Below are 13,552 nucleotides of genomic sequence, written 5' to 3' on the forward strand. Positions count from 1 at the left end.
TTTATTTCACACTGTTTTTTATGATACTGTCTAATTGTTCTTGTGAAAGTGTATTAGGATCTCCGACTTTTTCTACTTTCATAGGTGGAGCATCTTTTTGAGGTTTTTCAACAGAAGTTAAATTAAGTAATCCAGTAATAATAACCTCTTCACCAATGTTAATTCCCTTTGTTACAACCCAATAACCACCAACTCCTGTGTATACTTGAATATCTTGTCGATACTCTACTGTATTATCAGGTTTCAAAATTTTTGCAGTATATTGCCCTAACTTATTGCTGGTAATTCCTTGCTGTGGAACAAGCACTGCATTTTTGATATAGCCTAATGTCAACTGAGGCTTAACAAACATGCCGGGTAAAATTTTCCCTTCACTATTTGTAAATTGTGACCGCAAAGTTACTGTACCCGTTGTTTCATTTACAGTCATATCAGAAAATTTTACACTACCTGGATAAGCGTATTTAGAACCATCATTAAAGTATAATTCGACATTATTACCTTTTACTGGTTCATAAATTACGTTTTCATCCTGAATATATTTATTATAACGGGTAGCCGCTTCTGTCATATCGACATAAATTGGGTCTAGTTGTTGAACTAGTGCAAGTGGTGTCGATTGACCTGCCGACACTAATGCCCCTTCAGTCACACTTGATTTACCTATATACCCATCAATTGGTGAATACACTTTTGTATATTCTAAATTGACTTTAGCTGTATGCTCAGCTGCTTGTGCAACTAATACTGCAGCTTCAGCCTGTTTAGCATCTGCAGCTGCTTTATCGTAATCTTGTTGGCTGATTGATTTAGTATTTAATAATCCAGCGTAACGCTTAAGAGTAAGTTGAGCAATATTTGCATTCGCTTTAGCGCTAGCAACACTTGCTACCGCACTATCATAATTAGCTTGATAAATAGCTGGATCTATTTGATAAAGAGATTGTCCGGCCTTAACATTCGAACTTTCATCAAACTCGCGTTTTAAGACGATACCACCTACTTGAGGCCTAATTTCAGCAATTTGAGATGCAACAACCCTACCTGGTAAACCAATTTTTAATGTGTAATTCAATGGTTCCACTTTAAATACAGTTACCTTCGGTAATTTATTATTACCATTTTTTGAATTGCCATTATCACAACTTGTTAATAAAAGTAGGCTAGCACACGCCACAGGCAAGGCTAATAATAGCTTGTTAAATCTCATATAAATATGACCTCAGTAAACTTAATAATTATTTTAATTTTTAATAATTGATCTTAGTTAAAAGTAATCGGCGATTTTACAAAAAATATGCATAGATTGTAAGTATCTTTACAAGTTAATAGCACAGAGTTCTAAAAAATAGCTAGTTAGATTATGATACTAAAAAAAGTATTGCTAATTAGGATTATTGCTAGAAATAAAGTAATATAGAGTAATTGATTTTTTGTGCTATAAAGTATCTTAAATAAAATGTTATACTACAAATATCAAATATGGTTGCTTTAATGAATATTAATTCATATTGCTAATAAAGAATAAAAAATTTACATTACTGTACTCCGCAATCACTTTTTCAAAAGATGATTGAATAATTTGAGTCTATATTTAATTTAATACAGAGATGGTTATTATGGATAATTTACGTATTGTTCTAGTTGTTGTTGCATCCTTGGTCATTATTGCATTGCTCATCCATGGGTTTTGGATCAATAAAAAAGAACGTTCTTCGCTTTTTAGTTCAAATAAAAAAGGAAAATTTGAAAAAAATACTCAACAATATCAAAACTATTCTATGAATGACATAGAAGAAGATGATGATGTTATCTTACTCAAACCTAAAACAACAAAAAGCAGTGAAACCGTTGAAAACGATGTAATTATTAATGAACTCACAAAAGAGCAAGAAAAAATACCTCAACAAGAAGATTTATTTGTTGATAATGACGACAAACAAGAGATTAATGCTGAAACAACAAAAGAACCAGCTATCAATGTTGAACTTGATCTTTTTGAAGATGAACAACACCCTGATTTAATTCTTACAACGAAAGAAAAACCATCAGATACTAATAATGAAATTAACCATAACGAAGAACCCAAAAAAATAAATATTGACACTGAACAATCCACAACCGAAATTATTGTATTAAATATCACAGGCATTAACGGGAAATTATTACAAGGTGATGTGTTACTCGCTAGCATTATGCAATCTGGTTTTCAGTTCGGTGATATGAGAATTTTTCACCGCCATGTAGATCCTGCGGGTAATGGAGCAATATTATTTAGTTTAGCCAATATGGTGACACCTGGATATTTGGATCCCGATACAATGTATGAATTTACTACACCTGGTGTGTCTATTTTTATGGTTGCGCCTACAGAGGGTAACAATCAACAAAACTTCAAATTAATGTTGCAAACAGCACAACGCATAGCTGACGATGTCAACGGTGTAGTATTAGATGATGAACATCATATGCTAACCCCTCAAAAAATAGACAGTTATAAAGAACGTATTAAAAAGGTCAGTAACGAAATTTAACCGTAGTCTTTTCAGCAAATCTTTTAAAAAATTCCACCAACTTGAATTGGTGGATAAAAATGAATATAACCTATTTATAATATTTTCCCAAACCTTCGTTTTAATAAGAGCATATAATCATGTCGCTACATAATGAAACAAAAAATTCAGTAAATACACCTGAATTGAATAAAGACATAGCGAAGCAATTGACTTCACTACGCAACCTAATTAGACATCATGAATACTGTTATTATGTCCTTGATACACCAGAAATTCCCGATGTTGAATATGATAAATTAATAAAGCAACTACAAACATTAGAACAGCAAAACCCAGATCTTATTACTTCCGACTCACCAACCCAACGAGTTGGTGGTTCCCCATTAGCCCAATTTGCATCCATTAAACATGAAATACCTATGCTATCACTAGATAATGTCTTTGATGATGCTAGCTTTATTGCATTTAACAAACGAGTTAAAGATCGTCTTCATTTAAACGATGCTGAACAGGTTGAATATTGTTGTGAGCTCAAACTTGACGGACTTGCTGTCAGTCTTCTTTATGAAAATGGTCGTTTTTTACAAGCAGCAACACGAGGAGATGGTACAACAGGAGAAGACATAACAGCCAATGTAAAGACTATCAAAACAATTCCACTAGTTCTAAGAGGCGATAACATCCCTTCTAGATTAGAAGTTCGAGGAGAAGTCTTTATGACACATAAAGGCTTCGAAAAACTCAACGCAGATGCAGAAAAGCATAACGAAAGAGTATTTGCCAATCCACGTAATGCAGCCGCTGGTTCATTAAGACAATTAGATCCTAAAATTACAGCAAAAAGACCATTAGCATTTTTTTGTTATGGTGTTGGTATTGTCGAAGGTACCACATTACCTGACACTCATTACGATCGTTTAATGCAATTTAAAGCTTGGGGGTTACCAGTTAGTAATAAAGTACAAAAACGCCAAGGGGTGCAAGCCGCTCTAGATTATTTTAAACTAATTGGTGAACAGCGTATGTCATTAGATTTTGATATCGATGGTGTAGTAATTAAAGTTAATAGTATTGAACTACAAAATCAGCTTGGATTTGTTGCTCGAGCACCAAGATGGGCCACAGCATTTAAATATCCGGCTCAAGAAGAAATTACAAAATTAAATAAAGTAGACTTTCAAGTTGGGCGAACAGGTGCAATTACTCCTGTAGCAAGGCTTGAACCTGTATCAGTTGCTGGCGTTATTGTGAGCAATGCGACATTACATAATAGCGATGAAATAATCCGATTAGGTATCCGTGAGGGTGACTATGTAACAATACGCCGAGCTGGTGACGTTATTCCTAAAATAGTAGCCGTCATAGTAGATAGAAGACCCGCCGACACAAAAGAAATCATCTTCCCGACACACTGCCCTATTTGTGGCTCGCAAATAGTTCGAGACGAAGGTGCAGCGATATCACGCTGTGCTGGAGGTTTGATTTGCCCTGCACAACGAAAAGAAGCCTTAAAGCATTTTGTTTCACGGCGAGCAATGAATGTTGATGGTATGGGCGAAAAAATTATTGAACAACTGGTTGATAAAGAATATGTCAAAACACCTGCAGATTTATATAAACTAAATCTACCAACACTATGTAGTTTAGATAAAATTGGGGAAAAATCTGCCAATAACTTATTAAATGCACTAGAATTATCTAAAAATACTACATTAAGCCGCTTTATATTTGCGCTTGGAATCCCGAATGTTGGTGAAGTTACTGCCGAAAATCTTGTTAACCAACTTGGTAGTTTATCAGCAATTGAGAATGCCTCACTAGAAAAACTACAATCAGTAAACGAAATTGGTGCCGTCATTGCAGAAAGCATTATTGACTTTTTTCAAGAACCACATAATCGCAATGTAATTGAACAACTAACCAGTAATGAAGTAGGCATTCACTGGCAAGATGTCATTCCACAGGTACAAGAGATCGCCATTAACTCACCTTTTTCAGGAAAAACTGTAGTATTAACTGGTACATTGTCGGTTTTAACACGAGATGAAGCCAAAGATAAATTAAAGCAACTAGGAGCCAAAGTAACAGGCAGTGTTTCGAAAAATACTGATCTAGTCATTGCAGGAGAAGCAGCAGGCTCTAAACTTAATAAGGCTCAAGAACTAGGAATAAAAGTTATTGATGAGCAAGAATTAATAAATTTACTTGATCAGTAAATATCAAATCTACTGGTACTTATTAGTAAATTGATTAGAATAACAATTATCAAATAACAAGGAGGACATTATGCCTTTACTAGACAGTTTTAAAGTTGATCACACAAAAATGAAAGCACCCTTTGTGCGAATTGCAAAAACAATGGTGACCCCAAAAGGTGACAGCATTACTGTGTTTGATCTACGCTTTACCATTCCAAATAAAAACAACCTTCCAGAAAAAGGAATTCATACATTAGAACATTTATTTGCTGGTTTTATGCGCGATCATCTTAACAGTGATAAAGTTGAAATAATCGATATTTCACCAATGGGATGTCGTACAGGCTTTTATATGAGCTTAATTGGTAATCCTAATGAGGCATTAGTTGTCGATGCATGGCTAAAATCAATGCATAACGTATTAAATGTTAAATCACAAAATCAGATTCCTGAATTGAATGAGTATCAATGTGGTACCTATAAAATGCACTCATTAGATGAAGCTAAGGGCATTGCTGAACAAATTATAAAATCTGGCATTAGCATATGCCATAATGATGAAATCGCATTAACTGATGAGCAACTTGCCCAAATTAATAATCACTAGGAGGTATCTATGCCTAATGTCGTTATAGACTTTTTAGAAGGTCGCACTGTAGAGCAAAAAAGAGAAATGGCAAAACGGGTAACTAATGCCATCGTTGAAACCCTTAACTGTAAACCAGAAGCAGTACAAATCATAATGCACGAATTATCTAAAGATCAGATTGCTAATGGTGGTGTGCTACGCAGCGATAAAAATTGATTTTAAAGGTGCCAAACAATTGACAATTATCACATAAACCTAAATTAAAATTTTTCTCTTATTATCAAGTAATAAAAACTCAAAATAATATTTTCTATTTTGAGTTTTTATTTAAACATTTTTACTATTTTGGATAAATTCAATTACAAACCAATAAGTTCTCTTAGTTAACTTAAATTTTTAGTGATTGCAATTATAGTGATGCAAATGAAGTAAGTGTCCCATTTTATTTGCTTTTGTTTCTAGATAATGCTCATTGTTTGGATTTCCACCAACTTCCAATGGCACCCGTTGTATAATTTTAATTCCTGATTGTTCAAGCACTCGTATTTTCTCGGGATTGTTGGTTAATAAGCGAATTTGTGATACACCTAATAAAGTTAGCATATCTGCGCATAGAGTGAAATCGCGTTCGTCTGCTGCAAACCCCAATTGCTCATTAGCTTCAACCGTGTCCAAGCCTTGATCTTGTAGCGCATAAGCTCTGATTTTATTCAATAAACCAATATTACGTCCTTCTTGCCGGTGATAAATTAAAATCCCTTTACCCTCCTTTGCAATTTGTTTTAAGGCTGCTTCTAACTGAAAACCACAATCACAGCGTAAGCTAAAAAGCGCATCGCCTGTTAAGCATTCAGAATGAATTCTTGTGAGAACTGGTGTATCGCCAGATATATCACCAAATACTAATGCGGCATGATCCTTTTTTGTTGCAATTTCTTCAAATCCAACAATAATGAAACACCCCCAAGGCGTCGGCAATTTCGCTTGTGCAACACGTTTTAATTGCATTATTATCTCCGTTTTCAATAACGATAAATAAGATTTTATAAAAATAAATTTATCTTCTATGCTAAAATATTAAGCAAAAGCAATTTATACTTAATTGAGTTTATAAATGAGGTTAGTAATAAAAAAAACAATAGTCTTATTGGCTATTTTCTTAGCTGTTCCTTTTACTATTATAGCCATAAATTGGCATTGGCAACCAGCAACCTTAAATAATACATCTAAATGTTTATTTTTAATAACTGAAACAGCAAGTTTTCCTTGGGGAATTATCACCTCAACAATTTTATTCATTGTACTTTGTCTGCTATTACCCCAAAAAACAAAAAAAAGAATCATATTATTATGGTTGCTTCTTGTGAGTGCAATATTAAGTGGGCAAATAATTAAAAGCTTTTTAAAATCACAAACCGCTGAATCACGGCCTTATGTACTTTGGATGGCTCAGGAATATAATATTAGTGATCAACAATTTTATTCGAAATCACGTTCAGAAAGAAAAGAAATTATTCATCAATTATTTAACAATTCATCAACAATCCCCAGTTGGTTATCAAGCCACTGGCAAAATGAAACGGGATATGCTTTTCCTTCTGGGCATACCTTGTTAGCTGTAACTTGGGCACTATTGGCCTTAATATTACTAAAATTTAGACAACATTATATGATAGTATCTTCTATCATTATTTGGTCAATATTAATTGAATTAAGCCGGTTATTATTAGGCATGCATAGTCCTATTGATCTAATAACAAGTATATTAATCGCATGGATAATCTCATTAATTTGCTATTTTTATGCTAGAAAATGGCATATAGTAGACAAATGATTATTAAATATTTTGAGAAAGTGACATTTACAACAAACAATATTATTTTTAGGCAATACAGTTAATAATCTAACTAGCCAAATGCAAAAAGAAATTATAAGAATAGAAGAGTATAATAAACTAAAGAGTTTAACTAAAACAAAAAAAAGAAAGGTCAACATTATGAAATTTGTTATATCAATTTTATTGATAATTATCATCTTTGCCATCTCAATAGCAATAGGTTCGGCTAATGATCAAATAGTAACATTCAATTATTTGGTGGCTAAAACTGAAACCCGCTTATCAGTCTTGTTAGCTATTTTATTTGGTTCGGGATTTATTGTTGGTTGGATATTAACCGGCATTTTCTTTCTAAAATCTAAATTACAGCACTCATCAACAAAACGTAAACTAAATAAATTACAAAAAAAATATGATGAAGGCATGACTAATAATCAGCAAATAAACACAACTAAAACTAATTAAGAATAGGTTACTATGTTTGAACTGTTATTTTTGTTACTTCCTATTGCCGCCGCATACGGTTGGTATATGGGTGACAGAAATGCAAAACAGAAACATCTAAATCAATCTAATCGGCTATCTCGTGAATATGTTGATGGTTTGAATTTTCTTTTATCAAATCAAAAAGACAAAGCTGTCGATCTTTTCTTAGACATGTTAAAAGAAGATGATGGCACACTTGAGGCCCATTTAACATTGGGCAATTTATTTCGCTCTCGAGGCGAAGTTGATCGTGCTATCCGCATTCATCAAGCGCTATTAGAAAGTTCATCTTTAACATTCGAACAGAGACTATTAGCTATTCAACAACTAGGTCGAGATTACATGGTTGCAGGATTTTACGATCGTGCTGAAGAGACATTTTTACAATTAATTGATGAAGAAGACTTTCAACAGCATGCATTACAACAACTTATCATCATATATCAATCAACCAGTGAATGGATAAATGCCATCAACATGGCAACTAAATTGGTCAAACTTGGTAATGTAAAATACAAAACCGATATTGCACAATTTTATTGTGAATTGGCGTCAATAGCGATTGATAATGATGATCTCGATAAAGCCAATAGCCTATTACAAAAATCAGCAATGGCAGACACTAAATGTGCTCGTACTTCACTCATGTTGGGGCAAGTTCTTATGCAACAAAACAAAACTGAGCAAGCTATCAAATCTTTTCAGCAAATATTACAGCAGGACAAAGCTTTTATTGGCGAAGCATTACCTGCATTAAAAGAGTGTTACCTAAAGCTAAATAATCAATATGAATTTCAAGAATTTTTACAAATATGTGTCGATCAAGATACAGGTAATGTTGCTGAATTAATGCTTGCTGATGTTATCGAAAAAGAAAAAGGTCTAGACGCTGCACAATACTATATGTATCGAGAATTACTGAAACACCCTAATTTAAAAGGTTTTTATCGATTAATGAACTATCATGTTGCTGATGCAGAACAAGGTAAAGCTAAAGAAAGCCTTTTACTTTTACGCAACATGGTTGGCGAACAAATAAAAGCGGTACCCAATTATCGATGCCAAAAATGTGGATTCACAGTTAACTCACTCTACTGGTTATGCCCTGCTTGCCGTTCATGGTCAACAATAAAACCTGTTCGTGATTTTGAACAACATTAAGATAAATAAAGAAGAGATTTTTATGTTTTTAATTGATTCTCACTGTCATTTAGATAGTTTAGACTTTAGTACTAAATCCATCAAAGATGTTTTACAAGAAGCTATCAACAATAGCGTTAAACATTGCCTAAGCGTGGCAACAACACTATCTGGCTATGAATCGATGAAACATAAGCTTACACCTTATCAAACTCAATGCTCTTTCTCATGTGGGATTCATCCACTTAATCTTGATGACGAAACCTACGATGCTGAACGCTTTCAAACCTTAGCACAAGAAGATAATGTCATTGCCCTTGGTGAAACAGGACTTGATTATTACTACCAACAAGACAACTTAGAACTACAACAAACTATATTTAAAGAACATATCCGATTAGGGCGAAAGCTAAGCAAACCCATTATTGTCCATACACGTAATGCTAAAGAAGACACTTTAAGAATTTTAAAAGAAGAGCATGTCCACTCTGGTGTTTTGCACTGTTTTACAGAAGATATCGAAACAGCAAAACAACTATTGGATCTTGGTTTTTATATTTCCTTTTCAGGGATTATCACCTTTAAAAATGCCGAGGCCTTACGCGAAGTTGCTAAATATGTTCCACTTGATCGTATTTTGGTCGAAACTGACTCACCTTATCTTGCCCCCGTGCCATATCGAGGTAAAGAAAACCAACCAGCGTATGTTCGTGTAGTTGCACAATATTTATCTGCTTTAAAAGGTGTTTCTTTAGAGGATATAGCCCAAAAAACCACCCATAATTTTTGCCAGTTATTCAATCTTCAAGGAAAATTAAATGAATTATAAATTAACTATTGATTGGGGTGATTTTTTAATAAACTATTGGCAAAAAAAACCGGTAATCTTACGCAAAGCATTTGTTAATTTTATTGATCCCATAACACCAGACGAATTAGCTGGTTTAGCGATGGAAGAAGAAATTGATAGCCGAATTGTTTCTAATAAAGATGGTGTTTGGGATGCTAAATTCGGACCATTTACTCAATACGATAACTTAGGTGAAGATCATTGGAGTTTGCTAGTACAAGCCGTTGACCATTGGCATGAACAAGCAGCGACCTTACTTAAACCTTTTAAATGCCTTCCACAATGGCAATTTGATGATCTAATGATTTCTTACGCAACCCAAGGCGCTGGAGTTGGACCTCATATTGATAATTATGATGTATTTATTATTCAAGGCATGGGTAGCAGGCGTTGGCAAGTAGGCAATGGCGATCCAAATTATAAACAATTTAATGCACACAAAGCATTATTACATGTCGAAGAATATCAACCAATCATTGACGAAGAGCTCACCACAGGCGACATTCTATACATTCCAACAGGTTGTCCGCATAATGGTATATCCATTGGAGAATCATTAAGTTATTCCGTTGGCTTTATGACACAAACATCACAACAACTATTAAGTAGCTTTGCTGATTATGTCATTGATAACCTACCAATTAGTGTTTTTTATCAAGATCCAGATTTAAAGCTACCTAATGATCCTCATCGCATTCAACCTTATGAACTAACAAAAGTACAAAATCAAATTATCGACCTAATCAAAACACCTACATTATTTAACGATTGGTTTGGCAAATACATTACTCTACCAATGCACGATCTAAATATTGTACAAGTTGAACCACCATACAATTATGAAGAATTTGAATTATTACTAAAAGCTGGTGCAGAACTAAACCGTGTACTAAGCATTCGAATTTTTAAAGTAGGCAATTTTGGCTATATTCATGGTGAAAAAATTGACTTACCAATGCCTATCATTGATCTACTTTGTGAAACTGAAACACTTAATTACGAACAGTTGCAGGATAAAAACACACTTAAAGTCATGCTTGATCTTGTCAACAAAGGTTATTGGCACTTTGCTGAAGATTAAATAAATCAACTGCCGATAACAAAATCGGCAGATAAAACGATTGTCTAGGGCATTAAGCTTGGCTTTTTACTAGTTTTAAGTATATACTTGCCCCGCTTTAATTTACCCTCCGTTTAATCACAAATTAAACATCATAAAACGCAAATTTTAAGTAACATCTATTTTTAAAAACTAGAGGTATACATGAAAACTGAAGCAAACACAGCCTTGCAAGCAGAAAGTGAAAACGAACACACAACCCCGTATCAAAAAAGAACCCTTTTTGCATCCACTGTCGGTTACGCACTTGATGGCATGGATATGATGATTTTAGGTGTATGTTTTAGTCTAATCTCGACCAGCTTTAACCTAACTAAAGCTGATTTAGGAACCTTAACATCAGTAACCTTACTTGGCGCCGTATTAGGCGGTATTTTATTTGGTATCCTTGCCGATAAATATGGTCGAGTAAGAGTCTTTTCATGGACTATTTTAATATTTTCTCTTTTCACTGGGTTATGTGCAATTTCACCTAACTATGAATGCTTTTTAATATTTCGCTTTTTAAGTGGTCTTGGTCTTGGTGGTGAATTTGGAATTGGTATGACTTTAGTTTCTGAAAGCTGGCCTAAAAATAAACGCTCAAGAGCAACATCTATTGTAGCATTAGGCTTTCAAGTAGGTATCATTTTAGCCGCATTGACCGTTAATTTTATTGGTGAAATTTATGGTTGGCGCTGGGCTTTTGCCATGGGAGTACTACCAGCGCTATTTGTTGCTTGGACACGTAAAGGCCTAAAAGAGCCAGAAATCTGGCAAAATTTAAAAGCCCAAAATAAAAATAAAATAGCCATTGGCAAATTATTTAAAAATCCTCGAACCGTAGCAACTACAATAGGGTTAACTATTGCCTGTGCAGTACAAAATTTTGGTTTTTATGGGCTCATGGTTTGGATGCCAAATATGATTGCAACTGAACTCAAATTGCCATTCAAAAATACAATGTTCTGGACCATTTCAACAACAATTGGTATGTCATTAGGGATCTTAATTTTTGGTTGGTTATGTGATAAATTTGGTCGCCGTCCTTCTTATATCCTATTTTTATTCGTTTCGGCAGTTTCAATTTGGTTTTATTTTCATCAAACTGATATGTTTATATTAATCATATTTGGTTCAGCAATTGGCTTTTTTGTAAATGGCATGATGGGCGGATATGGTGCATTGCTTGCTGAACATTACCCAACAGATGCCCGTTCAAGTGCTGAAAATATTATTTTCAATGTAGGTCGAGGAATTGCAGGAATATCGCAAGTTTTAATTGCATATTTAGCTACTGTTTATTCAATTAGCTACGCATTAGCTTTACTGTCTGCTGCTTATTTATTATCAGCGGCTGCATTTGTATTTTTAATACCCGAAACAAAAGGTAAAGAACTAGAATAACTCAAAAAAAACAGGGTAAATCACCCTGTTTTATATCACATTAATAAATTATATCAAAAATTAAAACAAACTACTTTAGTTAGCAGTACAAGAAGCTGGCGTCAATTTAACACTAAATAATTGCTCATCATTTATATAATAATTATGACTAACACCATTTGGGAATGCATCCCTAAGTTGTTTAACTTGTGAGCTATTACTACAATAAAGTGTTTTTAGACTTTCTGTCGTCATTTTTTGAGTATCAGGAATTGATACCTCATCTTTTGAACTATCAATTACATATTTATAATTAATTAAATCATTATCTTTAGTTATATCAATCAAATTAGTTTTTGCATCAACTTTAACTGGAAGCATTTTTTTTGCTTCGTTAATAATAGTTTCTTGCAAACGACTTAATTCAGTATTTTTTGAAGAATCACCAACAGCTTTATTAGCATCAGATTTTGAATTATCACAACTACAAAGAACCAAGCTTATCAAAATTGCTGACACTGTTTTTAAACTTTTCATTATTATTCCTTTGAGTAAATTTTATAAATTACATATCGACCACTTATTTAAAAAGTGGTCGATAAATTGTAAAATATCAGTGAGAAAAGTACATAAAAAATTTACAATTTAAAACAAAAAGTAAGCTTTAATAAGCCCCCACTCATTTAGTGCTGATGGTTTCTAGTATTTTTTAAGTTGATTAATGGTTATTTAGAATCACAATCACTCGGTTTCAAATCAAACGACATAATTTTCTCATTTTCAAGATAATAATTATGACTTACTCCATTTGGGAATATGAGTTTCAACGCTTCAACATTTGGGTCATTACCACAATATAAAGTAACTATCGTTTTTAATACAGATTGCTGATTTTGCTTTAGCAATATCACATCTTTAGGCAAACCTTTTATAATATATTTATAAATAAGTTTATTGTTATCTTTTGATATGTCATTGAACATCGTAAATTTATCAATCACAATGGGTAACTTTTCTTTTATACCTGCAACAACCGAATCTTGAGCAAAACTATAATCACCATCTTTTTGCTCATTAAATTCTTTAATTTTTTCAGGTGTTGATTGAGCAATAATATTTTGTCCTCTTTCAACAATATCCATATTCTCTTGAATACCAGTTCGCTGAGTACCTATAACTTTTGCTTCTGAATTGTTAAAACCAAATAATATTATCCCCATTAACATCACAAATGTTACTTTCATGCCTTTCATATTCATTCCTACCTAAGCTAATTCATCACTACCTGATATCTTTTAAAAGATAAAACTATAAAAATACAAAAACAGTAATAATAATATTAATTAACCTTTAAAAGAGCTGTAAATGAACACTATTAAGAAAGAGCGTCCAAAATAAAAAGGGCTTCAATCAGCCCTTTTATATTAATAAAATTTAACTAGTTATTCAAA

14 protein-coding genes are annotated in these 13,552 nt (G+C 33.3%); 10 read left to right on the forward strand and 4 right to left on the reverse strand.

Going from position 1 to position 13,552, the window contains the following annotated elements; translation table 11 throughout:
- Position 1 precedes the first annotated feature (1 nt).
- Positions 2-1,210, reverse strand: coding sequence for an efflux RND transporter periplasmic adaptor subunit (locus ACGH80_RS01465; protein ID WP_065589297.1), 1,209 nt, complete (start codon positions 1,208-1,210; stop codon positions 2-4).
- 409 nt (positions 1,211-1,619) lie between these two features.
- Here ACGH80_RS01465 and zipA point away from each other — a divergent pair, with 409 nt between their 5' ends.
- The 4 genes from zipA (at position 1,620) to ACGH80_RS01485 (ending at position 5,519) form a co-directional block, all read left to right on the forward strand.
- Positions 1,620-2,534, forward strand: a complete 915-nt coding sequence (gene zipA, locus ACGH80_RS01470) for a cell division protein ZipA (protein WP_174799441.1) — start codon at positions 1,620-1,622, stop codon at positions 2,532-2,534.
- A gap of 119 nt (positions 2,535-2,653) precedes the next feature.
- Positions 2,654-4,732 carry an NAD-dependent DNA ligase LigA gene (gene ligA / locus ACGH80_RS01475; RefSeq protein WP_174799440.1) on the forward strand — a complete coding sequence of 693 codons (2,079 nt, stop codon included), beginning with the start codon at positions 2,654-2,656 and terminating at the stop codon, positions 4,730-4,732.
- 70 nt (positions 4,733-4,802) lie between these two features.
- Positions 4,803-5,321 (forward strand): S-ribosylhomocysteine lyase, encoded by a 519-nt coding sequence (gene luxS, locus ACGH80_RS01480; RefSeq protein ID WP_174799439.1) that lies wholly within the window; start codon positions 4,803-4,805, stop codon positions 5,319-5,321.
- 9 nt (positions 5,322-5,330) lie between these two features.
- Positions 5,331-5,519 (forward strand): 2-hydroxymuconate tautomerase, encoded by a 189-nt coding sequence (locus ACGH80_RS01485; protein ID WP_085165713.1) that lies wholly within the window; start codon positions 5,331-5,333, stop codon positions 5,517-5,519.
- Positions 5,520-5,699: 180 nt separating this feature from the next.
- Here ACGH80_RS01485 and ribA read toward each other — a convergent pair whose 3' ends face one another.
- Positions 5,700-6,311 (reverse strand): GTP cyclohydrolase II, encoded by a 612-nt coding sequence (gene ribA / locus ACGH80_RS01490; protein ID WP_034914165.1) that lies wholly within the window; start codon positions 6,309-6,311, stop codon positions 5,700-5,702.
- Positions 6,312-6,417: 106 nt separating this feature from the next.
- On the opposite strand from ribA, the gene ACGH80_RS01495 reads away from it, so the two are divergent.
- From ACGH80_RS01495 to ACGH80_RS01520, 6 genes are all read left to right on the forward strand, one after another.
- Positions 6,418-7,137 carry a phosphatase PAP2 family protein gene (locus tag ACGH80_RS01495; protein WP_296300926.1) on the forward strand — a complete coding sequence of 240 codons (720 nt, stop codon included), beginning with the start codon at positions 6,418-6,420 and terminating at the stop codon, positions 7,135-7,137.
- Positions 7,138-7,299: 162 nt separating this feature from the next.
- On the forward strand, positions 7,300-7,605 hold the full coding sequence (locus ACGH80_RS01500) for a LapA family protein (RefSeq protein ID WP_411630441.1): 306 nt from the start codon (positions 7,300-7,302) through the stop codon (positions 7,603-7,605).
- A 12-nt stretch (positions 7,606-7,617) separates the two neighbouring features.
- The gene (lapB, locus tag ACGH80_RS01505; RefSeq protein ID WP_411630442.1) at positions 7,618-8,787 is read left to right on the forward strand and encodes a lipopolysaccharide assembly protein LapB; all 1,170 of its coding nucleotides are present in this window, start codon (positions 7,618-7,620) and stop codon (positions 8,785-8,787) included.
- Between the two features lie 22 nt (positions 8,788-8,809).
- A complete protein-coding gene (locus tag ACGH80_RS01510; protein WP_085165718.1) occupies positions 8,810-9,595 on the forward strand; it encodes a YchF/TatD family DNA exonuclease in 786 nt (261 codons plus the stop codon).
- Positions 9,585-10,697, forward strand: coding sequence for a JmjC domain-containing protein (locus ACGH80_RS01515; protein ID WP_411630443.1), 1,113 nt, complete (start codon positions 9,585-9,587; stop codon positions 10,695-10,697). The genes ACGH80_RS01510 and ACGH80_RS01515 overlap by 11 nt, the downstream gene beginning before the upstream one ends.
- A gap of 183 nt (positions 10,698-10,880) precedes the next feature.
- Positions 10,881-12,122: an MFS transporter gene (locus tag ACGH80_RS01520; RefSeq protein ID WP_051634280.1), complete on the forward strand. Its 1,242-nt coding sequence runs from the start codon at positions 10,881-10,883 to the stop codon at positions 12,120-12,122.
- A 75-nt stretch (positions 12,123-12,197) separates the two neighbouring features.
- Here ACGH80_RS01520 and ACGH80_RS01525 read toward each other — a convergent pair whose 3' ends face one another.
- Together ACGH80_RS01525 and ACGH80_RS01530 are read right to left on the reverse strand one after the other, a co-directional pair.
- On the reverse strand, positions 12,198-12,638 hold the full coding sequence (locus ACGH80_RS01525) for a hypothetical protein (protein ID WP_085165721.1): 441 nt from the start codon (positions 12,636-12,638) through the stop codon (positions 12,198-12,200).
- A 188-nt stretch (positions 12,639-12,826) separates the two neighbouring features.
- Positions 12,827-13,354, reverse strand: a complete 528-nt coding sequence (locus tag ACGH80_RS01530) for a protein K (protein WP_411630444.1) — start codon at positions 13,352-13,354, stop codon at positions 12,827-12,829.
- Positions 13,355-13,552: the final 198 nt, after the last annotated feature.

Origin of the sequence: Gilliamella sp. BG1 (assembly GCF_046635625.1) — a bacterium.
GTDB lineage: Bacteria > Pseudomonadota > Gammaproteobacteria > Enterobacterales > Orbaceae > Gilliamella > Gilliamella bombi.